The 24,927-nt window shown below is 37.4% G+C and carries 13 protein-coding genes; 5 read left to right on the top strand and 8 right to left on the bottom strand.

The features are described from left to right. The first annotated feature begins 337 nt into the window (after window positions 1-337). The 5 genes from ACFIJJ_RS00595 (at window position 338) to trxA (ending at window position 11,052) form a co-directional block, all read left to right on the top strand. Window positions 338-1,999 carry a lysine--tRNA ligase gene (locus tag ACFIJJ_RS00595; protein ID WP_375645641.1) on the top strand — a complete coding sequence of 554 codons (1,662 nt, stop codon included), beginning with the start codon at window positions 338-340 and terminating at the stop codon, window positions 1,997-1,999. Next, a complete protein-coding gene (locus ACFIJJ_RS00600) occupies window positions 1,999-3,573 on the top strand; it encodes a peptide chain release factor 3 (protein WP_375622035.1) in 1,575 nt (524 codons plus the stop codon). Before ACFIJJ_RS00595 ends, ACFIJJ_RS00600 begins: the two co-directional genes overlap by 1 nt. 385 nt (window positions 3,574-3,958) lie before the next feature. Then, window positions 3,959-7,081 carry a double-strand break repair protein AddB gene (gene addB / locus ACFIJJ_RS00605; RefSeq protein WP_375645643.1) on the top strand — a complete coding sequence of 1,041 codons (3,123 nt, stop codon included), beginning with the start codon at window positions 3,959-3,961 and terminating at the stop codon, window positions 7,079-7,081. Further along, window positions 7,078-10,554 (top strand): double-strand break repair helicase AddA, encoded by a 3,477-nt coding sequence (addA, locus tag ACFIJJ_RS00610; RefSeq protein ID WP_375645644.1) that lies wholly within the window; start codon window positions 7,078-7,080, stop codon window positions 10,552-10,554. The genes addB and addA overlap by 4 nt, the downstream gene beginning before the upstream one ends. 174 nt (window positions 10,555-10,728) lie before the next feature. Further along, window positions 10,729-11,052 carry a thioredoxin gene (gene trxA / locus ACFIJJ_RS00615; protein WP_375645645.1) on the top strand — a complete coding sequence of 108 codons (324 nt, stop codon included), beginning with the start codon at window positions 10,729-10,731 and terminating at the stop codon, window positions 11,050-11,052. Window positions 11,053-11,762: 710 nt separating this feature from the next. Here the strand turns inward: trxA and tsaE are convergent. The 8 genes from tsaE to coaBC all read right to left on the bottom strand — a co-directional run bounded on the left by tsaE (window position 11,763) and on the right by coaBC (window position 24,908). Further along, window positions 11,763-12,242, bottom strand: a complete 480-nt coding sequence (tsaE, locus tag ACFIJJ_RS00620; protein ID WP_375645647.1) for a tRNA (adenosine(37)-N6)-threonylcarbamoyltransferase complex ATPase subunit type 1 TsaE — start codon at window positions 12,240-12,242, stop codon at window positions 11,763-11,765. A gap of 51 nt (window positions 12,243-12,293) precedes the next feature. Further along, window positions 12,294-14,759, bottom strand: a complete 2,466-nt coding sequence (locus ACFIJJ_RS00625; protein ID WP_375645648.1) for a PAS-domain containing protein — start codon at window positions 14,757-14,759, stop codon at window positions 12,294-12,296. Window positions 14,760-14,793: 34 nt separating this feature from the next. After that, window positions 14,794-16,191: an adenosylhomocysteinase gene (gene ahcY, locus ACFIJJ_RS00630; RefSeq protein ID WP_375645649.1), complete on the bottom strand. Its 1,398-nt coding sequence runs from the start codon at window positions 16,189-16,191 to the stop codon at window positions 14,794-14,796. A 713-nt stretch (window positions 16,192-16,904) separates the two neighbouring features. Next, window positions 16,905-17,903, bottom strand: coding sequence for a complex I NDUFA9 subunit family protein (locus ACFIJJ_RS00635; protein WP_375645703.1), 999 nt, complete (start codon window positions 17,901-17,903; stop codon window positions 16,905-16,907). 43 nt (window positions 17,904-17,946) lie between these two features. Next, window positions 17,947-19,266, bottom strand: a complete 1,320-nt coding sequence (locus tag ACFIJJ_RS00640; protein WP_375645651.1) for a bifunctional folylpolyglutamate synthase/dihydrofolate synthase — start codon at window positions 19,264-19,266, stop codon at window positions 17,947-17,949. 4 nt (window positions 19,267-19,270) lie between these two features. Beyond that, the gene (gene accD, locus ACFIJJ_RS00645) at window positions 19,271-20,191 is read right to left on the bottom strand and encodes an acetyl-CoA carboxylase, carboxyltransferase subunit beta (RefSeq protein ID WP_375622030.1); all 921 of its coding nucleotides are present in this window, start codon (window positions 20,189-20,191) and stop codon (window positions 19,271-19,273) included. A 985-nt stretch (window positions 20,192-21,176) separates the two neighbouring features. Next, complete coding sequence (locus tag ACFIJJ_RS00650) at window positions 21,177-21,896, bottom strand: sulfate transporter family protein (RefSeq protein WP_375622029.1); 720 nt, start codon at window positions 21,894-21,896, stop codon at window positions 21,177-21,179. Window positions 21,897-23,486: 1,590 nt separating this feature from the next. Beyond that, on the bottom strand, window positions 23,487-24,908 hold the full coding sequence (gene coaBC / locus ACFIJJ_RS00655; protein ID WP_375645652.1) for a bifunctional phosphopantothenoylcysteine decarboxylase/phosphopantothenate--cysteine ligase CoaBC: 1,422 nt from the start codon (window positions 24,906-24,908) through the stop codon (window positions 23,487-23,489). Between the last annotated feature and the right edge of the window lie 19 nt (window positions 24,909-24,927).

The following is a 24,927-nucleotide window of genomic DNA, read 5'->3' on the forward strand; positions in this document are numbered from 1 at the left end:
TTGTATGAAATGTCTAGTTTAAGCATTTTTTCTGTTGGTTTTTACAGTTCTTTCGTTCAATACTAGAAGCTTATCTTTTGCGCTAATAAATATAATAAGCAAAACCCATGATAATCATAGCAATGAAGGCTTCGATAATCAAAACAAGTCAATTTTGCTTTATAATATTGAATGTTTTTGATTTTTATCAGAACAAAATATGTTTATAACGAAGGCGGTTTTTGTATTGTGACTTAAGAGTATAAAGAAATTTTCATCTTTTTGCTTGCTATTATTGACGAATAAATTCAAGAACCATACACCCTACTTTGAAAGATTATAATTTTTAGGATAAATAATGATGCGTAATCAGTGTGATGCCCTTAGCCTTACGCCTGAATTAAAGGATGCGGCTGCTCAATCGAGAACTTGGCCATTTGAAGAAGCACGTAAGATTATCAAACGGTATGAAAAGACGGGTTATCCAGACAGTGTAATATTTGAGACCGGTTATGGACCTTCTGGTTTACCGCATATTGGAACTTTTGGAGAAGTTGCACGTACGACCATGGTGCGTCATGCATTTCATATTCTCACGGAGAATAAAATAAAAACAAAATTGCTTTGTTTTTCTGATGATATGGATGGTTTGCGCAAGGTTCCTGAAAATGTACCAGATCGCAAAAAGATGGAACATTATCTTGGTCAACCTTTGAGCCGTGTACCTGATCCTTTTGGAGATGATTATCCTTCTTTTGGGGCGGCAAATAATGCACGTTTACGGGCTTTTCTTGATCGTTTTGGTTTTGATTATGAATTTGCAAGTGCTACGGATTATTACAGTTCCGGTCGTTTTGATGAAACACTTTTAAAAATCCTTGCTTGTTATGACAAGGTGATGGCAATTATTTTACCAACATTGGGTGAAGAGCGACAGGCGACCTATTCTCTCTTTTTACCGATTTCCCCTTTTTCTGGAAAAGTATTACAGGTGCCGATGATTGCGCGGAATGTTGAAAAAGGGACAGTCACTTATATTGAACCTGAAACAGGAGAAACTATAGAAACAGAGGTTACGGGGGGAAAAGTTAAGTGTCAGTGGAAGGTTGATTGGGCAATGCGCTGGACAGCGCTTGGCATTGATTATGAAATGGCAGGAAAAGATCTTATCGATTCCACAAATCTTTCTTCTAAAATTTGTAAAGTACTAGGTGGAAAGCCTCCAGAAGGATTTAATTATGAGCTCTTTTTAGATGAGAAAGGGCAGAAAATTTCCAAATCCAAGGGAAATGGCTTAACCATTGATGAATGGCTTACTTATGCCCCAACAGAGAGTTTAGGGCTTTATATGTTTTCAAAACCCAAAACAGCAAAAAGGCTTTATTTTGATGTTATTCCTAAAGCTGTGGATGAATATTATGCGCATCTTTCTGCTTATGGTCGTCAAAGTTGGCAAGAACGGCTTAGTAATCCTGTATGGCATATTCATAATGGTTGTCCACCGCAGGTTGATTTGCCTGTATCCTTTGCGATGCTTTTGAATTTGGTAAGTGCTTCAAATGCGGAGAATGCAGAAGTTCTTTGGGGTTTTATTTCTCGTTACGCTAAAGGAGCAAATGCACAAACGTATCCAGAACTTGATCAATTGGTGAAGTTTGCCATTAAGTATTTTGATGTTTTTGTTAAACCAAACAAAAAATTTCGTATACCAGATGACAGCGAACGAGCAACATTAGCACAAATTGATGAAAAATTAGCTCATTTACCTGAAACTGTTGATGGCAACATATTACAAAATATGCTTCTTGATGTTGCACGGTTAACGGAACGCTATCAAGATCATAGCAAAAAAAGCCCTGAAGGTGGGCCTGGTGTTTCCAATGTTTTTTTTCAAATGTTGTATGAAGTCCTTCTTGGACAAGAGCGAGGTCCACGATGGGGATCATTTATAGCGCTTTATGGGATTAATGAAATGCGTGCACTGATTGCTGAAACACTTGCACGACCTATGGAGGAATAATGGAACGAAGAGTGCAGGAAGTAAAGCGACGCCGTACATTTGCAATTATTGCTCACCCAGATGCTGGGAAAACAACATTGACGGAAAAGCTTTTATTGTTTGGTGGTGCTATTCAACTTGCAGGAGAAGTAAAAGCCAAAAAAGATCGTATTCAAACCCGTTCTGACTGGATGAATATTGAGCGTGATCGTGGTATTTCTGTTGTGACTTCTGTGATGACGTTTGAATATGAAAATCATATTTTTAATCTCCTAGATACCCCAGGCCATGAAGATTTTGCAGACGATACTTATCGCACGCTTACAGCTGTTGATAGTGCTATCATGGTATTGGATGGGGCCCGCGGGATTGAGCCTAGAACACTAAAACTGTTTGAAGTGTGTCGGATGCGGGATATTCCTATTGTTACTTTTATCAATAAAATGGATCGTGAGGCACGTGATCCTATAGAGCTTTTAGATGAAATTGAAGAAAAGCTTGCTCTTGATACCGCCCCCATAACATGGCCCATTGGGTCGGGTAAAGATTTTGTCGGGACCTATGACCTTCATCATAATCGGTTTCGTCAAAAAGATGATGAGATAACACAGAAAATAGTTTCAAATCCCAGAGAGGTTGTCCATTTACTCCCTGAATATCAACGTTCCACTTTTATTGAAGGGGTAGAACTTGCTCAAAGTGTTTGCAAGAATTTTGATCTTCAAGCTTTCCGTGAAGGTCATATGACACCGGTTTATTTTGGTTCAGCTTTACGAAATTTTGGTGTTCGTGATTTGATCAATGCGCTTATAGATTTTGGTCAAAGTCCTCGTGATCAAAGTGCAGATCAGCGCAATGTCATAGCAACTGAACCTAAAATGACGGGATTTGTTTTTAAAATTCAAGCGAATATGGATCCTAATCATCGTGATCGTATTGCATTTTTTCGGGTATGTTCGGGAACACTTGAACGTGGTATGAAAACAAAGTTGGTCCGAACAGGAAAACCGATGACACTTTCGGCTCCACAATTTTTCTTTGCGCGTTCGCGCCAAATTGCTGATCAAGCCTATGCTGGTGATATCGTAGGGATTCCTAATCATGGAACATTGCGTATTGGCGATACTTTGACTGAAGGAGAAGATATCCTCTTTAAGGGGGTACCCAATTTTGCACCAGAGATTTTGCGTCGTGTTTGTTTGGGCGATCCAATGAAAGCAAAAAAGCTCAAAGAAGCTTTGCAACAAATGGCTGAAGAAGGGGTTGTGCAATTGTTTATTCCTGATGATGGGTCGCCTTCTCTCATTGGTGTTATTGGTGCTTTGCAAATTGATGTTTTAAAAGAGCGATTAAAAATAGAATATTCTTTGCCAGTGAATTTTGAGTCTGCACGCTTTAATTTATGCCGTTGGATTTCAGCGCAGAGCAAAGATGAGTTGCAAAAGTTTCTCAGCAATCACCGCTCTGCTATTGCGTATGATTTAGAAGGTGATCCAGTTTTTTTAGCGGAGAACCATTTTTCATTAAATTATGAAGCAGAAAGAGCTCCTAAGATAAAATTTTCTACTTTTAAAGATTATCAAGTAAGCTTTTAATGTAAAGAAGAATTTTTTATGTAACAATTTGGTTGATAATGATTTTTCATATTGAGTTGGGGATCTGAATATTGTTATTTTTTCTGAAAACAAAAGGAGTCTGTAAAGAACACTTTCAGATTGCACTGTATAAAGAATACGGTAAATTTATTTATAATATTCAATAATTTATAATATATTTGTAATTGTAACGTCTTTTAAAATTTTGATATATTTTTTCACAATAGCTTAAGACAAGGTCATATATTTCAGTATTTTGAATGTCAGCTAAAAATCTCCTGTATAAATAGAGCTTTTCAGTTTTTTCTTGTATGAAAATTGTATACAGTCAAAATAAAGCAAATAATCAATAAGATGAAATTTGTTATTCCCAATATGAGATCATATGACTTATAAACCACGTGTCTTTTCTATATCTTCTGGAATGGCTTTTTTGCCTCACTTTGTTGAGGCACTGCTCTCCGGTACCCTTATTGATAATTTCGCTCCCAATGGAGACATTCAAACTGCCCTTGCCGATAGCCTTATTTATGTTCCGACACGTCGTGCTGCTCGCGCTTTACGTTTAGCCTTTGTTGAAAGAAGCGATACACAATCAACTTTCTTACCAACCATTCGTGCTCTAGGAGATGTCGATGAAGACAGTTTCCTTTTTGTTGAAAATCATACCAGCACTCTGAATCCACCCATTGGAAAAAGTGAACGCTTACTGCTTTTAGCGCGCCTTATTCGCCCATGGCGTGAAAATTTACCTGCGCATCTGCGTGCCATGTTTGGTACAGAAGATGTGCTTATTCCGGCTCATAGTGCTGATGCAATTTGGCTTGCTCAGGATTTAGCGCATTTGATGGATGAAATTGAAACAGAAGGAGCAGATTGGTCGAAGCTTAAAGATATTGCACCTGACATGGTTGCTGAATGGTGGCAAATAACGCTCGACTTTCTGACTATTGTTACGCAAAATTGGCCACAAATCTTGACCGAAAGGCAACGAAGCAATCCCGCTGAATGGCGTAATCAAGTACTCACAATGCATGCAGAGACTTTGCGATGCATGCAGCCTGATAAACCTATCATTGCTGCTGGTGTGTCAGGTTCTATGCCCGCAGTTTCTCATCTTTTAAAGGTTATAGCTTCTCTGCCCAAAGGGGCTGTTGTTCTTCCAGGTCTTGATCTTCATATGGATGAAGAACAATGGAATGCATTAAGCACAAGCAATAAAGAAAAAACAGCTTGCGATTTTTTTGATCCTGCAGAAAATGTTTTTAGCCATCCTCAATATCATTTAAAAAAACTTCTTTCTCTCATGGAGTGTCAACGTCATCATGTTTGCGAAATTGGCCAACAGAGTAGCACAAAGAAAAGACGCATGGCTCTTTTATCAGAAGCACTCCGACCAGCTTCTACAACAGATAAATGGGTACAAATTGTCCGTGATGATTATGAGACTCTTTGTGCAGACTGGTCATTTATTGAAGCTATAAACGAACGTGAAGAAGCTCTTGCTATTGCTGTTGCTTTACGCAAAGCTATTGAAGAACCCAAAAAAACTGCAGCCCTTATTACAAATGACCGTAATTTAGCACGCCGTGTTTCTGCGGAATTACAACGATTTGGAATTAAAGCAAATGATTCAGGTGGTATACCACTTGCACAAACATTGCCTGTAACGCTTTTGCGGCTTATCTTAGAAAATGTATTGCAACCTGATGATCCTATTGCTTTTCTTTCTCTTCTTAAACATCCCCTTACAACACTTCAACAAAACCGTCATCGTTTACGAGAAATGGCAGAAAATTTTGAACTTTTTGTTCTTCGAGGGAATACAGGGCGTATTAATCTTTGCGAATGTGATCAATTTCTTGAAAAATGGATTGAAACATCTTTTCATAATAGTTCTGAAAATAACACCCTTGATCAGCAGAAATGTGAAGAAGCACGTCTCTTTTGTCATCTTTTAAAAAAAGCTGTTGAGCCTTTAACGTCTCTTATGAAACAAGAGAAAGAATGCACCATCAATGAGGCTGCAATAGCAACTGTTGAGGTTTTTGAAAATTTTGGTCGCAATGAGGATAATTCTCTTGCACATCTTTATCAACATGAAGCAGGACAAGCCTTATCAAATTTTTTGCGTGAATTGGTCAGTGATCAATCGGGATTAACATTTCATCTTTGTGAATGGCCCGCTATGTTTTCTGCCATAATAGCAACCCGTTCCGTCGCACCTTCGCCTGGAGGACATCCACGTTTATTCATCTGGGGTACTTTGGAATCGCGTTTGCAAACGGTTGATACAGTGGTCATTGGTGGTCTTAATGAAGGATCATGGCCGATATCAACCCGAAATGATGCTTTTTTATCGCGACCGATGAAAATGATGTTAACTCTGGAACCACCAGAACAGCGTATTGGTCTTTCCGCGCATGATTTTCAATGGGCGATGGGAATGGATAAAGTGGTGATGAGCCGAGCACTACGAGTTGATCATGTTCCTTCTCTCCCTTCACGCTGGCTACAACGCTTAGAAACTGTCGTAGGACAACAAGTTTGGAAACAAATCCGTGCACGAGGTGAAAAGATACGCCATTGGGCAGAGATGCTTGACAATACGGACATGTCTGCTTGTGCAACACGCCCTTGCCCTGTGCCACCCATTGCAGTGCGTCCACGTCATTTTTCCATCACCGAAATAACAACGTTACGCCATGACCCTTATGCCATTTATGCTAAAAAAATCTTAAGGCTCAAACCACTTAAAGCCCTTATTCATGACCCTGGTGCTTCTGAACGCGGAACACTTTATCACGCTATTCTTGCAGATTTTTGCACACAAATAAAAAATCTAAATGCTGCAAATGCATTAGATGTGTTGCTCGCTATTGGACGTAAAGAATTTGATAAGTTTAATTTGCCTGCTGATGTTGAAACAATCTGGTGGAATACATTTGAAAATCTTGCTCCCTTTATTCTGCAATGGGAACAAAGTCTAGAACCCCGAATACGACATTCGGAAGTGGAATCGCAAAAAATACCCATAGGTACAACAGGTGTAACTCTTTCAGGACGTGCTGATCGTATTGATATATTGCCAAACAAAACGGTTGAAATACTTGATTTTAAAACGAGTACACCCCCTTCATCAAAACAGGTTCGCGAATTATTATTTCCACAATTAGCATTGGAAACCGCTCTATTAATGAGAGGAGCTTTTACAGATTTTCAAAATCTGTCCCCCTCAAAACTATTTTATATTCCTCTTAATGGAAAAGGTAAGATTACTCCTCAATTAATTTTTTCAGAAAAAGCGGAAAAAGATCACCAAAATGTTATTAATCTTGGTGAAAGGGCGTGGGAACATCTTATCGCGTTAATGGAGTATTATCAAAATCCACAACAAGGCTATCTTTCACACGCAGTCCCTATGTTAAAACAATATGAAAGTGACTATGATCATCTGGCACGCTTATGGGAATGGTCAAATGGATTTCATAAAGGAGATCAATCATGACTCTTTTTTCTATTCCTGAAGCAGCCCTTGATGCACAAGCAACAGCAACACATCCAAAAACACATGTATGGGTTTCTGCAAATGCAGGATCTGGAAAAACCCATGTTCTAACCGAACGCGTTATTCGTTTGCTTTTAAACGGTACTTCTCCAGCACGTATTTTATGCCTTACTTACACGAGAGCCGCCGCCGCTGTTATGCAATCGCGGATTTTTCGCACACTCTCCAGCTGGAATGAACTCGATGATGCACAGCTTAAAGAAATCTTATCGAAGTTTGAAAACAAACCTATCAGTGCAACAAAAATAACCTATGCGCGCCAACTCTTTGCTCGTGCTTTAGAAACACCTGGTGGTTTGAAAATACAGACTATTCACGCATTTTGCGAATCTCTCTTGCATCAATTTATGCTAGAAGCCAATATTGCTGGACATTTCGAACTCATAGATGATATCAACCGCAAGAAATTACTACAAGAAGCCCGCTGCCAACTTTTAAAGCATCATGATATACAACCCGCTCTAAAACAGCTGCTTAAGGTTATCAGTGAACATACTTTTAACCAATTGCTGTATGAAGCAGCTGAAAAGCAACATAAACTGTCTGATTTTTTGTCTTCTCTTCTGTCTGAAAATGGAGAAGAAAAATTGCGGGCGCTGTTTAATTTAGCACCTGATGATACAAATCAGCAATTACTAGAAAAAATTCAACAGACTGCTCGTCTTCCTCTTTATGCTCTTAACCATTGTGAAACCCATGGGAATAAAAACACTAAGAGTATCATTGAAAAACTTCCCCAATTAGAAACCGCTTGTGATGAAGAAACTATCATTGATATTGTTTCTGATATTTATTTTACAACAAAAGGTGAGCCACGTAGTTTTTCACATTTATCTCGTAAAAAATCAGATGAAATTTGGCCTTTTATTCAACAAATGCTTGAAGATAAACAGAACAAGCTTTCTGTTCTTTTAGAAAAATATCACTGTGCAAAAGTTGCCACCCTCAATATGGCTGCTTTTCAGCTTTGTGCCCTTTATCTCAAAATTTATGCAAATTTAAAAAAAGCCAATGGTTTTTTAAACTTTGATGATCTCATTGAGCGCACACTCCATTTGTTGCAACGTGAAGGTGCAAGCCAATGGGTGCACTATAAACTTGATAAGGGTCTTGATCATATTTTGCTTGATGAAGCACAAGATACGAACCCTGATCAATGGAAAATTATTCAACTTTTAGCGCAAGAATTTTTTACAGGTCATAGTCAACGTGACAATATACGTACTCTTTTCGCTGTTGGAGATGAAAAACAGTCTATTTATTCCTTTCAGGGCGCTGCACCAGAAAATTTTGCTGCAAATGGCAAAATTATTCAAAAAAAAGCACAACAAGCAAAGCAGAAATTTGAAAAAATACAATTGAATTACTCTTTTCGCTCCACAGCCGATGTTCTTAAAAGTGTGGATCTTGTCTTTGAAACACCAGAGAATTATAAAGGGCTTTCAGCAGAAAATACAAAAACCATACACGAAGCTATCCGTACTCACAGTCCAGGTGAAGTTATTTTATGGGATGCCATTTCTAAAGAAAAAGACGAATTTCCTGATGATTGGCATGTAACTGTTGATCATTTAGATATACCAGCAGTACGTTTGGCAGAAAAAGTTGCTGAAACAATTGCAGGCTGGTTACACAAAGGAGAAATGCTTCCAGCAAAAGGGCGGTTATTGCGTGCTAGTGATATTATGGTTTTGGTTCGTAAGCGTGATCAATTTGCCCTAGCGCTTTCTCGTGCCCTTAAACAACGCAATATACCCGTCGCTGGTGCAGACCGTTTACAGCTTATAAAACATATGAGTGTGCGTGATTTAATGGCACTCGGACGTTTTGTTTTGCAACCACAAGACGATTTGTCTCTTGCTTGTGTTTTAAAAAGTCCACTCTTTGCGCTTAGCGAAGAGGAACTTTATCAACTTGCCGCTCACCGTACAGGCTCTCTTTGGAAAAGCCTTTGTGAACAGGCATCGTCGCATATTCCTTTTAAAGATACTTTTGAAAGCTTGAGTCAATATCGTACTTTAGTGGATAAAATACCAGTCTTCGAATTCTATAGTCATATCTTAAATGATGATAAGGGACGACAAAAAATTTTAGCGCGCTTAGGCTCGGAAGCCAATGATGTGCTTGATGCTTTTATGGACTACACACTCGCGATTCAAAAAACGGGGTTACCAGGATTACAAGCTTTTTTGGAAACATTAAGTGTCAGTGAACCAGAAATTAAACGTGAGTTTGACCAAAATCATGAAGAAATTCGCATCATGACTGTTCACGCCGCAAAAGGACTGGAGGCTGCTGTTGTATTTTTAGTTGATCCCGGTAGTGCGATTTGGCATCCCCAGCATTCACCTCACTTGCTTGAAGTTCCCTTGAACAATGCATATTTGAGTGACCAACAAGCTTTTATCTGGCGCCCTAATGCAGAATTCGATACAATGCCTTCTAAACAAGCAATTTTGCGTTTAAAAGAGCGTGCTGAAGAGGAGTATAGGCGCCTTCTTTATGTAGGAATGACACGCGCTGAAGATCGCTTGTTTGTTTGCGGGTATACAAATCAGAAAACGCCATCTCATACATGGTTACAACTGGTAAAGAGAGCTCTCGAACCGCATGCGGTAGCTATAAAAGGTCCTGCGGAAGATATTGCAGCTTGGCGTTATTGCATTACACCGCCTTCTTCTACTTCTATAAACCAAAAAATTTCTTCCGTTGAATGCCAAACACTTCCACCTCTACCAGACTTTTTCTCCCATAAAGTCCCAGCAGAACCGGTGCTCCCAAAACCGTTAAAACCGTCAGTGGCGAGCCTTTCCATTGAAGCTGATACAGAGCTATTCTCAAATCCAAAACAGTTTACCACTTCACCTGTTTTAGGAGCCATGAACACAAACAGAGCTTTTTCCATTGAATATGGTAATCTCGTTCATCGATTGTTACAATATTTACCCGATTGTCCCCCACAAAAACGTCGAGATTATGCTCGAAACTATCTCAATATCAAAGCCTCTCATTGGCATGAGAGCCAAAGAGAAGATGCTCTTTGCCATATTTGGAAAATATTAGATCATGTTTATCTCAAACCCCTTTTTTCTGAGCATTCACGTGCTGAGGTTTCCTTAATGGGTATTGTAAAAATTCGTGGAAAAGAACAAGCAATCTCTGGTCAAATTGACCGTCTCTACATCACGCAAAACAGCATTATCTTTGCCGATTTTAAAACCGGAACTCCACCAGAAAATGAAGCTGCTATTGCTTCCCATCATTGGTTGCAAATGGCTCTTTACCGAAAATTGTTGCAAGCCATTCATCCCGATAAAGATGTCCAAGCTCTGCTTATCTACAGTAAAGAAGCTAAAATTTTTAAACTTCTTCCAGAAAAACTTGAGGCATTTCTTGGTGAAATTGCTTTATAAGTTGCTTTTTCTCTTCAAAGCGTCTTTAGGCTTTTTTACTTTCATAAAATTACTCAAACAAACACCCTATACAATCTTTGGTGTAGAAAAGTCTCTTAATAATTTATCTTTGCAATAACTTGATATGAATTGTTATCATACCAATGTATAGAAATGAATATAAAGGATAACTCAATGACATGTATAAAAGTTGATAAGGACAACTTCGAAAGTGAAGTTCTAACTTCTTCCACCCCTGTTGTGGTTGATTTTTGGGCAGAATGGTGTGGTCCTTGCAAAATGATTGCACCGATTTTGGATGAAATTTCAATAGAAATGCAAAATCAAGTTAAAATTGCCAAAGTGAATATTGATGAAAATCCGGAACTTGCTACCCAATATGGAGTGCGCTCTATCCCTACATTATTAATGTTTAAAAATGGAAATGTTTCATCGAATATGATTGGCGCTGCCCCTAAAGGACGTCTTTCTGAGTGGATAAAAAATGGACTTAGTTGATGCCATACTCAGTAACGATAAAGGAGAGAAATTTTAGTCTCTCCTTTTGATTTTTTTAAACATTCTATAATAGCAATTCAATTAAATCAAAAATTTAAATGATTTTAAGAATCCACACTGTTATGCATGATTTAATTGACCATTTTTTATAAAAAATTGCTTTGTATGAAGAATATAGGCAATTCTTTCCTTATATGCGCGTCAAAAATATTGGGTGAATGATAATTTCATAAAGGTCTTTCTTCTTGGATAAGGCTATCAAGATAGGGGGCCAACACATAAAAAAGCAAATACCACTCTAGCAATAAGAAAATTTTAAGCACAAACTTTGCAAATTACTTTTCTGAAGCTCACAATTTTTAAGCAGAAAGAAAAAAGCAATTCACTACAGGTTATAGAATGTTCTTCTAAAGGGTTACCACTTCAATTTAAAATTTTCTTATACTATTCTCTAGAATCAAAAAACTTTTTTCGAAGCCTTAAACAAAAATATGAAAGGCAAAAAACATTCTCTAAAATAAATTGATGAATTCCTATAAATTAACGGATGTCCTTTGCAATTTATGTCATTGTTATATGAAAGAGTCAGAGTTTCATCTTCATGGTTGCAGCATTTATAAGGGACTTCTTTATGTTGTTCATTATCTCAAATTTCATAGGTATATCCTGAGATATTACCAACTAAAAAATGATGATGCTCATGATTATATCTATGTTTTTTTAAATGTATGGATTGCAAAAGACTGTTGCAAACGTTCAATGGAATGTTGTGCTGATCTAACTGTTACATGGCGCCCATGAATTTCATATTGTAAGGTAAGTGCAAAAGTGGAAAGCTCTAAAAGAGCTGCACTTCTTTCTGGCCATTCGACAAGTAAAATGTTTTTCTCGTGTGCTTCATAAAGCCCTAATTCATCAATTTCTTCTTCCATAGAAAGGCGATAAAGATCAGCATGAATAATTTCAAACTGTGGAAGTTGATAGCTTTGCATAAGAGTAAAAGTAGGGCTTGGAACATCCATAGTGTTATCGTTTGCAAGTGTTTGGATGATTGTGCGTGCAATGGTTGATTTTCCAGTTCCAAGATCTCCTTGCAGCGTTACAAGATCTCCCGGCTTTAAAGAAAGAGCTAAATTTTGTGCAAAAAGCTTTGTGGCCTCTTCATTTTCAAGAAAAAAACTAAAATTCATTAAGAGTTCCATGAGATGGATGAAAAATTTTTATTATAATAAAGGCTAAAATTAAAAAATCTTATCTCCTTTGGGAAGTGGGAAAAAACATTTAACGGTTGTTCCTTTTCCAGAACCGGTCAGAATTTCAACATGTCCACCGTGCAGTTCAACGAAACTTTTCACAAGGGAAAGGCCAAGACCTGCTCCCGCACGCCCACCATGGTGTGAATGAGAAGAAAAACGTTTAAAAATACGATCAAGAATGTCTTCAGGAATGTCAGAGCCCTCATTGTGAACGCTAAAGACAATGTTATCATCTTCTTCATCGACGCAAAATTCAATAGTACTCGCTTCTGTTGCGAAATTAATAGCATTACTCAGGACATTCACAAAAATTTGATGCAAGCGTTTTTCATCAGCAGAAATAGAGTTTAAGGAAGGGGAAATTTGTTGTAAAAGTGTAATATGACGTCCATTAAGGCGATCTTCCACACGTGCTACTGCTTGTATCATAGCATCGGCAATATTAACCGATTTTATGTCCAACTCCATAATTCCTGCATCAAGGGTGGCAAGATCAAGAATATCGTTAACAATATTTAAAAGAGTTCCTGATTCTGAATGAATGTGCCCGAGATATTCTTGTTGACGTTCATTGATAGAACCGAAAATTTGATCACGTAAAATATCAGAAAATCCAATAATATTGGTGAGAGGTGTACGCAATTCATAGGAAACGTGTTGGACAAATTCATTACGCAAACGATCAGCACTTTCTAATGCTTCGTTTTTTTCTTGAAGAGCACGTGCAACATGAACAGTGTCTGTAACATTCACAAAAGTAAGCATCGTTTGCCCATCGGGAAGAGGGACCAGAGTATAGTCAATAATCGTATCATTTTTGAGATCTATACGACCCGAATATGTTTCACGTTTTTCAGCAAAACCGGTAATGAATTTTGTAAACTCATCCCATTCTTGCCCCGATGTTAAGGTTGAACAATGGCTTTGGAACTGTGTAATATGGGTTCCTTCTACCAGTAAATTGTAAGGAAGCGACCACAATTTCGACAAGGCAGGATTCGATAAACGAAGGCGTCCATCAGTACCAAAAACAACCACGCCTTCGGAAAGTTTATCAAGTGTTTCACCTTGTATTTTTATGAGTGTGTTATAACGGCGTTCAAGATCAATTTTTTCAGTAAGGTTTTCGTAAAGCCAAGTGACGCCTCCTTGTGGATGAGGGTTAGAGACAACACGCACCGTACGCCCATCTGGAAGATTCCAAATTTGTTGGTTTGATTCTGTTTGCCGATAGGCTTTAAAGAGTTCTTCTTTCCACGCGCGCCAATCGGGGTGTTCAGCAATGAGCCCCTTTTCACGCAAATGTTCAAGAAACAAAGTATGGCTTGGTTCACTTTCTAAAAAGGAACTCTCCAACGGCCATAAAATTTTAAAAGCATGATTGCAAAATTTTAATTTTTGGTTTGTATCAAAAATGGCTACAGCTGTTGAGATTTGGTCAAGTGTTTCACAATGGCTTTTAAGAATATATTTTAATTCATGAGCAAGATTTTCATATGCGCTGTCATCACGTGCAAAAGCTGCCATCCCCTCGGCCGTTGTAATCCGTGTGAGATGAAAACGGTGCCGTTCTCCATTAATAACTGTATGAACATGTTCTTGAAAAATTGTTTCTGTTTTACCTGTTTTGCATTGTGTGTTTTCATTGAAGAGATCCCCCACTTCATCATTGTCTTCACGAAAATCTGTCATCTCTCTAAAGGCGCGATTGATAAAACAAACTTTTCCTTCACAATCTTTTATCCATACGGGTTCTTGAATAAGATCAAGAAGATTGCGCTGCATTCTCAGTTCAGTAAGAAGGCGGGCGATATCTTTCTGTAAACGAGCGTTTTCACTTTGTTGTTTTGAAATATCTTGAAAACGAGCAATGGCGACCGTTCCTGCAATAACCCCTGTAACTTGTAGCAGCACATTATTTGTGGTGGTGATAGAAAGTTCAAAAGGGTGACATTGACAACGGAGTTGAGTCAATGCATAGTCAAGTTCTCGCAGAGAATTTTCTTCAACCCAAAGCTCAAAGCGCTGAAAATCTTGCTGATCAATTCCTATTTTTTGCAATGCGGAAAGGGTACCAACTACACGGGGTAAGGTCGTTGGATTTTCCCAAATGAGAAGGAATTGTTCGGTTTCTTCCAAAAGCCATTCATAATATTTAAGTTTTTCAGAAAAATCTGCTTGAATTATCTTCAGAGGTTTCTGTGCTGCTTTTTTTGCACGCACGGTAACAGCCATACACGAGAGAAGTGAAGCACAAGAAATCCCCCCACATAGCGCTAAAAGCAGCCATGGACCATTGGGCAAAGTGAAAGAAAATGGTAAATAACTTTCCAATGACTGAGCAACAGCGCATGTTGGAGAAAAAAAGAAAAAAAGGCAAAATATATACGTATAGATTCGGATCTCTTTTTGAGCTTTTTCTTTGGGGTTATAGTCACCAAAGCTGAACACGGCATCTTTCCCTTTTTTTATCCAAGGAAATGTATTAGTAACGGTAATGGTTTGGTTTATAAGGTCCTTGTGGTGAGACTCCAATATAAGCGGCTTGTTCTTCTGATAAAACACTTAATTTTATTCCTAACCGATCAAGATGTAGACGTGCAACCTTTTCATCAAGATGTTTAGGCAAAACAGTGACTTCATTTGTATAGTGTTCTGAACGGGTAAAAAGTTCAATTTGCGCTAAAACTTGATTAGTAAACGAGGCTGACATGACAAAAGAAGGATGCCCAGTCGCATTCCCGAGGTTTAACAAACGTCCTTCAGAAAGCAAAATAATGCGTTTTCCATCGGGAAAAGTGATCATATCAACTTGTGGTTTAATATTTGTCCATGGCAAATTTCTAAGGGCAGCGACTTGGATTTCGTTATCAAAATGACCAATATTTCCAAGAATACACATATCCTTTACTTGTCGCATATGGTCTAAACGAACAACATCTTTATTGCCTGTTGTGGTGATGATAATATCAGCACTGGAAGCATCATCATCCAAATTAACAACTTCATAGCCATCCATCGCTGCTTGAAGAGCACAGATAGGGTCAATTTCTGTTACTTTAACACGAGCTCCAGCACCAGAAAGGGATGCTGCTGAACCTTTTCCTACATCACCATAACCACAGACAATGGCAGTTTTACCAGCGATCATCACGTCTGTTCCACGTCGAATACCATCGACCAATGATTCTTTACATCCATATTTATTATCAAACTTTGATTTAGTGACGCTGTCATTGACATTAATAGCAGGAAAAGGGAGAAGCCCTTCTTTTTGTAATTGATAAAGACGGTTTACACCTGTTGTAGTTTCTTCACTTACACCTTTGATTGCTGTGCATTGTCGTGTAAAAAATCCTGGTGTTGCATCCATACGTTTTTGTATTTGTTTGAAAAAAATTTCTTCTTCTTCTGTTTTTGGATGCGAGAGGATATCTTTATTTTGTTCTGCACGACTTCCCATTAAAATATAGTTTGTGGCATCAGCGCCATCATCTAAAATAAGATTGGAAGGATGACCATCTGGCCATTGGAAGATTGCATCTATATAAGTCCAATATTCTTCCAATGTTTCACCCTTAACTGCGAATACAGGAATACCAGTTGCGGCGATAGCTGCTGCTGCATGGTCTTGTGTAGAAAAAATATTGCTAGAGCTCCATCGTATATCGGCGCCAATCGCTTTTAATGTTTCAATTAAAACGGCTGTTTGAATTGTCATGTGCAATGAGCCAGAAATACGCGCTCCACGCAAAGGCTGACTAGAGGAAAACTCCTTGCGACAAGCCATCAAACCAGGCATTTCAGTTTCAGCAATGTCAAGTTCTTTACGACCATAAGCGGCAAGAGCAATATCTTTGACAACAAAATCTTGAGCTGCCATTCTTTATTCCTTTAAAATAAGTTTTTCCAAGACGGTAGGAGAAATTAAAAAAAAATGCAAGACAAGAAGAGGACTTCTTTATGTGAAAAAGCCCTTTTAAAATCTCCATAAATTTGTGCAACAAATATGCATTTATGGATCTGAGTAATGATGTTACTGACAGAATAAGAGATCTTCATGATAAGTCTTATTATATAAACAAAATTCTATCCTTTTCACGTAACTTTAAAGCTTTTAAAAATCTCCAGAGGGAATACCTTTTAAATAATAAAAATGGTGCATGTGCTTCACAGTTTTTATATCGATTTTTTATGGGATAATATCGAAAGTATATACTCGTATTCTACTCACTTATGCGGTTGTTAAAAAAGGAAGAGTTACTTTGAATTGCATTATTAAGCTTTTTAGCAAAATAATATAATGCAAAGCCATAGATTATCATATTTATGAATAGGCAATTCAGAATCGGTTCTTTAGGATTCCAATGTTGCAGCTGCTCTTGGATAAAGACAGTTTATAAGAAGTACTTTTCTCCTGTTTTCAACGATTTTATCAAAATCCTATAGATATACGATTAAACATTTTTTGTGATACTGAACAGAGCATTAAAAATGTATAAACATCACTCTATTGAACACTCTGATTTTAAAACCGCTAACAACGCGCTATGAATTATAAATCAAATAATTAACTCAGTTTTGGAAGGATTTGTTCTAAACGAGTAGGTTTTGGGAAAATTGACCATGTGGACGAAATCGCCAGAGATAACTTGGCAAGAATGCAGACATTGCTCTGGGAGTAATTCCCACCCCTTCTAAAGTACATCCATTTTCAATAGCTTCTTGAGAAACTATGTTATCTATTTGCAAAAAGCGTATCTGATTGGCTGTTACAAGTGTTGGTACAAAAGGCAGTTTACCAATTGTTCCTAAAATTCCTCCAATCAATAGACCGGCAGAAAGAGGCATGGATAGGAGTGTTTTTTTACGATGAATGATTTTGAGTATATTTTCAAGAGCATTTTGGAAGGTGATAATTTGGGGACCACCAAGATCATAATTTTTTCCCCAAGTAACCTGTCCATTTAAAGCGCGTGCGATAAACTCAGCAACGTCACCAACATACACGGGTTGCAATTTACTTTGTCCACCTCCAAAAAGAGGCATAATTGGTAAAAAACGCGACAAATCAGCTAAGGTGTTAAAGAAACAATCCTCTGGTCCAAAGATAACGGATGGACGGATAATAATTGCCTGAGGATGCTTGTTATGAATGATTTGCTCACCCATAAACTTAACACGTGCATAAAAACATGAAGCATTCTCGTTAGCCACAAGTGTTGACATATAGATGAGCGGAATACCAGTTTCTGCTGTTAATTCAGCAACATTGTAAACACCATCAATTTGTGTTTTTTTAAAATTCGATTGATTTGCTTGTTTTAAGCTACCAGGCAAAAACACTGCTGCATCAGCTCCAAGCAATGCGCGTGCAACAGAAGCACGATGCTTGATATCTGTTTTAAGCATTTGGGTTTGTCCTACTTCTCCTATTTGAAGCATGTAATAAGCTTTTTGTGGACAACGAACAGCGATGCGAACGCGATATCCCTGCTTAGTCAAAGTTTCAACGACATGCCGTCCTACAAAACCAGATCCGCCAAAAACAGTAATGAGTTTAGGATGTTGATAAAGTGCACAATCAAGTCGCATGATCAAAAAGTCTATCTTTCAAAGTTTTAAAAATGGCTAATTTTTAGCATGGTGGTGTTTTATTGTCACGCAAAATATCGCCCGCAAGATAAAGAGAACCACCAATAAGAACAATCGCTTCTTTATATTCCTCCTTCATCTTATGCAAAGCATCTTGTAGGTGCGCTTTTGGGGCAGCAAGGATTCCTACTTTTTGGGCTGATTCAGCTAAGTTTGTTGGAGAGATACTGGCATTATTGTCACGCAGCGGTATCGTATATACTTTATCGACAAGGTTAGCTAAAGGACGAAAATAACCTACAGCATCTTTGGTATTAAGCATGCCAGCAATCATAATAATGGGACGATCTGTTTTTTTTCTCCATTGTGTAAGTTCTGCTGCAATAACTTTTCCTGCAGCAGGATTATGACCTCCATCCAACCATAAATCAATATTAGGAGACAGTTGATCAACTAAATGTCCATGAGTAAGATGTTGCATTCGTGCGGGCCAATAAATATTTTTCAAAGCATCCTTTATGGTTTGTTCTGAAAGTTGAAAACCCGCTTGATAGACTGCTTCAAGAGATGCACCAGCATTGGCAATTTGGTGGTCTCCAATAAGGTTAGGAAGGGGGAGATCCATGAGACCTTGATTGTTTTGAAAAACCATACGTCCATGTTCTTTATAGCTTTGATAATCTTGATCACATAGAGAATAAGATGCTTTATTTTTATCGGCAAGGGGTATTAAAGTAGCAAGAGTTTCTTGATAGTTTTGCTTCCCGATAACCACAGGAACGTTTGGTTTGATAATCCCTCCTTTTTGAAAAGCGATTTGAGCAATTGTATTTCCAAGAAAGATCTCATGATCATAATCAATGGGCATAATAAGCGATACAGCTGGTTTGTTAACGACATTGGTAGCATCAAAACGTCCTCCCAATCCAACTTCTAGAATGACTACATCAGCTGGATGTACACTAAACAGCATAAAGGCAGCGGCTGTAAAAATTTCAAAAATAGTAATTGGTTCTTGATGATTTACTTTTATAATTTCACGGATTGTTTCAGCCAATTGGCTCTCTGTAACAAATTGACCACTTCCTTTTTGACCTAATCGGCAACGTTCATTCCAGTTGACGAGATGAGGTGAGCTATAGACATGAACGCGGTAGCCTGCATTTTCCAAAAGAGCACGGCAAATTGCTGAGGCAGATCCTTTGCCATTTGTTCCAGCGATGTGAATAACAGGTGCAAGTTTTAAATGTGGATTACCAAGACGCTCTAAAAGGTGAACAATACGCTCTAAAGAAAGATCAAATTTTTTCGGATAATTTTTCAGTAAACCATCTACCACCTTTTGTACTTGGTTTTGTTGCATGAATTTAAGCTGCTTTTGTTGTAGAAAGCGATGTTTGAGAGTCTGTTGGGGATGGATCGGAAGGATGAAAAACAGCAGGGCGTTTCATCATCAAGCGTAAAAGACGTGCAATGGTTGTTTTCATTTCTAAACGCGATACAACCATATCAATCATACCATGTTCAAGCAGATATTCACTACTTTGAAAACCTTCTGGTAGAGTTTCGCGTATAGTTTGTTGAATCACACGTGGACCAGCAAAACCAATCATAGCGCCAGGTTCGGCAATGTGAATATCACCAAGCATGGCGTAAGAAGCAGTAACACCACCGGTGGTTGGATTGGTCAGCACGACAATATAGGGAAGTTTTGCTTCTTTCAACATTTCAATCGCTACTGTTGTACGGGGCATTTGCATCAATGACAGTGTTCCTTCTTGCATGCGTGCACCACCAGAAGCAGCAAAAAGAACCAGCGGACGTCTTTCAGCAATAGCAGTATCGAAAGCTTTGATAATAGCTTCTCCTGAAGCCATACCGAGTGATCCACCCATAAAGGCGAAATCTTGAACGGTTACAATAATTGGCAAACCCTCAATCGTGCCGCGTGCACTTAAAATATTGTCATCAACACCAAGTTTAGAACGATAATCTTTTAACCGGTCAATATAGCGTTTTTCGTCACGAAATTTTAAAGGGTCTGTTACAACTTTTGGATTTTCAAGAGTTGTATAAACACCATCATCAAAAAAATGCATGAGACGATTTTTAGCACTGATACGCATATGATAGCCAGAATTGGGAGCCACAAATTGATTGGCTTCCAGATCTTTATGGAAGATCATTTCACCACTGGTAGGATCTTTAATCCATAGATTTTCTGGAATTTCACGGCGTCCCAATATAGAGTTAATTTTAGGACGAACATAATTCGTAATCCAGTTCATCTTTATAGCCTTCCTTTAAATATTATACATCTTTTGCATGATTTGAAAAAATATAGAACTTAAGCAGTCACATTTGCTTTGCCGGTTGAACAAAGAAGTCTATTTAATACTTTTATTAGTGTGCGTATAGCTTGTTTTTTAATTTTTTAATTTCCCCATATCATAACAATCATATGTATCATAAAGAGTATTCCCTATAACAAATTTCTCATAAGTTTTAAGAACTTACATGTTTTTATTTTTTACTTTGGTATTAAAATTTACTCCTTGCGATGGTTAACAAACGCCTTATTTTTTAATAAAAATGAATATCCAATTAATCATTCGTATCAACAGTTTTGAAAAAAAAGAAACCTTATAATATAAGGCGCTAACAAGGCTAAAATAATCCATAAAGATAATGGATATGATAACGCTATATTAGCGAAACGCTAACATCAGAGCAAGATTTTTTTCAAAAGGTCTCTTTAAAGCGCGCGCTTTTTACAATTAAAATTGAATACGCTCAAAATACTATTATATTACTATGTGCTTGTTTTACACAGATATCTTTCAATAATTCCCAAAACACTCTTATGACGGTGCTCATAAAGAGTATATACTCTCCATGAATGGTATAAAATACATTATGCTCTCCATTTTTACTGAAATATAAGGTACAAACCGATCACCCTACTCTTTGCCAGTTTCCAATGTGACAATAATTCTTGCATTTAAGAGGGGTCATGAAAAGTATTTTACACTTTTTTAAGTGCTTTTGTCCACACACCAACTCTGCTTGTACATATTAATAAACGATTTCAATTGATCCAATATGAATAGGATTAAAATGAGAAAACCGCATAATATTTAGTTTTTTACTTATGTTGTAAAATAATAAATTATCGTTATAGATCAATATGTTGCCTTAATAAAAGGAAAAGCATAAAATTTTATCATATGCTTTTTTTACTGGCAGGTTTGATTCGCTTAAAGTTAAGGAGCATTATTTTTGTGTAATGCGTGCTATGGTTTTTTGGGAAAGCATTTTATGTAAATATGTCATAAAGGCGGCTGCAAAAAGCGGTGTTGCTAAATTAAGAATTGGAATCGAAACAAAAAGCGCTATCAATAATCCTGCACCAAAAACCGTTGTGTAATGAGTATGTAAAAAAGCACGCGCATTTTGCTCTGTTCGAAAACGGTAAGCAGCAAACAAGAAATATTCGTGACCAAGCAAATAACCATTAATAACATAAAAAGCAATCAAATTAACACCTGGTATGAAGAATAAAATAAAAGCAATTCCATTCCCAAGAAGGCTTAAAATAACAAATTTAAAGGAAATAATAAGAGAACGCTTAAATGACAAAGCTTGTCCAATAGGCTCGTTTGGATAATCCTCCTTTTCAATGATTTCAGCAGCAGAATCAATGAAAAAACCACCAATCATAGCTGTGATGGGTGCAATCAAAAAAGCCAACAAAAGAGCCAACCCAAGGTTAAAGATGATAAGCATGCTAAAACCAATCCATCCCGCCCAACTAGGAAGTCCAGGAAGAAATTGAGCAATCCAGGGCCAAAAGTAAGACACAAAAAGTTGGTGCACACATAACCATAAAATGGTGAGAATGAAAAAAGTAACCCCTAATGCTTTCAGTATCATAGTACGATATTGCGAGGTCAGAAGACGTTGTAAAGCACGATAAGCAGCAGTAAAAATCATAGATTAATAAACTAAGGAAAGAAGCAAAAAAAACAAGAAATATATTTAAAGAATGTACAGTGTAATTTTTTCTTTCTTGAATTATAAGAGCTATTTTCACTAACACTAAAGAAATACATCGATATTATTTTGTAAAAAAAGAGAATTTTTCACTTTTATATTATTATTAAAATCAGGCTAAATTCTTCTTATAGAATGGATAAAATAAAAAATAACTAAGGCTTCTTCGTTTAAAATAAAATTTCAATTAATAGAAATTTTAGGTTTAAAAAAACGAGAAAAATGTAAGAAGCAGCTGTTGTAGAAGAACTTTTAAATATCTTTGTACAGAGTTTAGCTTATTGCGTTTACATAATGTATATAAAAAAAATTAAGGTAGTAGGAGATATTGAGGGGGAAGTTTTTTACTTCCATTTATCCAGTATCGCTGCCTAATTTCGTTTATCTATATCCTTAATTTGTTTTGCACGATATCCTAATCTGTACTTTTTTATCGCTTGGCATGGCGCATCTTGGTTTTCGCGTCTATTTAAAATACTATTGAGGTTAATGGAATAAGGGTAAAGTTTACGTATTAGTTACGGAAATATTCTGATTTTAGGCAACAGAATGATTCATGTAATATCACAATAGGAAAATAAAAAATTTCAAACGATTAACTATAAGTATTTCATAACAGGCAGTTTTTTGAGAAGAAGTAAAGAAAGAGAGATGTCACTGATGCTTAAAAATGATGAGATTTTGAACTTTAAGAGCTATAAGTGCAATAAAGTAAGAATTCATTGAAGCACTTTTCATACAAGTGGTGCACTGTATCAAATAATTTTTAGATAATAACACCATTAATTTATGAAGAGAATTTATCATCTTTAATTTGAATAAGAATCACCAATATGGAAATTAAATCTTCACTGTCAAAATCAAAACAATCATTTATTTGCACATCATAAATAGGACAAATATAGAGATAAAAAACATTTAAGAAAAAAATGCTTTTTATAAATTTTCCTCAATGCAAGAGCTTTCTTAAAACTGAAGGATAGCAAACGATGATTCCAGCTTGTTTTTTATAAGCTGGAGAGACAGGGGTGCAAAGATTCTATTTTTTATGAAGGTTAGGGTAAGATGGGATTTTTTTAAGAAACATCTCTCAACGCTCGTCACCCCCATTTCGCAACAGTGCCCGTGAATTGTATAAGGATAAGGCTCCCATGAAGATTATAAAACTTAAGGGGGTAGCCACTATCTTTATGCTTAACAAAAGAGCATGCTGGCACATCATATACTTACCCTCAATGTTGCGACAAGTCTTAGCTTTTGAAACGGTTCATTATAGGGCGATAGTCCTTTCTCAAACGTTTTGTATTTATACGGTTGTCCTTGTTTGCAACGTGCAAGAAAATGATTTTTATTGTTTCAACATGAGAGAGAGTTGAAATGAGAGAATCTTACGATATTTGGGATTCTAATTTAATATGAACAATGCTAGATTATCATTATAAATCAAAATATTATATACTAATAGAGATAGATACCTATTGTCAGTTCTATTTTATAAGGTGTTTTAATATCAACGCGTTTGAAGAGTTATTATTTGCAAAGTGGTATATTTCCCTCATGAGGAGTAGGTGTTTGGGGGGCAAAAAATGATACAATCACGTTTGCTAATTTTTGCGCTACGTGTTGTTTACTCATATGTTGCCATTGTTCAACTTTTTCTCTACTCACGAGATAAACTTGATTTGTATCAGAACCCATGACACTTGTACCATCTAGTTGAAGAGAAATATCATTAGCAAGAATGAAATCAGCTCCTTTTTCAACACATTTCTTTTGCGCATTAGCAATGATATCACATGTTTCAGCAGCAAAACCAATGACCAATGAAGGACGGTTTGGAGCGTGTCCAATCGTTGCTAAAATGTCAGGATTTTCAACCATATGAAGGGATGGTGGTGTTTTATGAGCATCCTTTTTAATTTTGTGTAAAGACTGCGTTTGACTGCGCCAGTCACAAACAGCGGCAACAAAAATGGCACCATCAGCAGGCAATGCGGTTTGAACGGCTTTTAACATCTGTTGTGCTGTTTCAACATGAATGGTTTTTACTTCTTGTGGGTCTGCAAGATTAACAGGTCCACAAATAAGTGTTACTTTTGCACCCAAATGTGCAAGAGCGGTTGCGATGGCATGACCTTGTTTACCTGAAGACCGATTAGCAATATAACGCACTGGATCAATAGGTTCATGGGTAGGGCCAGAGGTAACGATGAAATGGCGGTCAGAGAGAGGTTTTTCATGCCCATTCAAAAGATTCTCTATGGCAGCGACAATGGTTAAAGGTTCGCTCATACGTCCATATCCTATCTCGTCACGTTCAGCCATATTTCCGATTTCTGGTCCAATGATATGAACGCCATCTGCATGCAATTGTGCAACATTACGAATAGTTGCTGGATGCACCCACATGGACGGATTCATGGCGGGTGCAATCAAGAGTGGGCAGCGTGCCGCTAAAAGAATGCAATCAGCCAGATCATCTCCTATGCCATTGACTATTTTTGCAATACGGTTGGCTGTAGCAGGAGCTAAAATAATCAGGTCAGCATCACGTGCTAATCGGATATGTCCGATATCGTGTTCTTCTTCGCGTGAAAATAAATCAGTATATACAGTACCACCGCTTAAAGCTTCAGCGGCTAAAGGCGTAATAAATTTTTGCGCTGCTTTTGTCATCACGACTTTTAAGTGTGCTCCACGTTCTTGTAAGCGGCGAATCAAATCAAGTGCTTTATAGGATGCAATACTTCCACCAATAATAAGAAGAAGTGATTTTGATTTCAATGATTGCGATTCAACAGCGCTAGCATAAAGGGGTTGTATGGTGAGAGGAGTGGGGTTGCTTAAAAGGCGTCGGACTTCTTCTTCCATAGAAATACCATTTTGCGCGGCGCGTACGCGTAAAGCTTCTTTGGTTTCAGGAGACAGGTTACGAATGGTAATACTGGCCATAAAATACCTCCAAGAAATA

The sequence above is a fragment of the Bartonella sp. TT29SHDZB genome (genome assembly GCF_042193395.1).
Lineage (GTDB): Bacteria > Pseudomonadota > Alphaproteobacteria > Rhizobiales > Rhizobiaceae > Bartonella.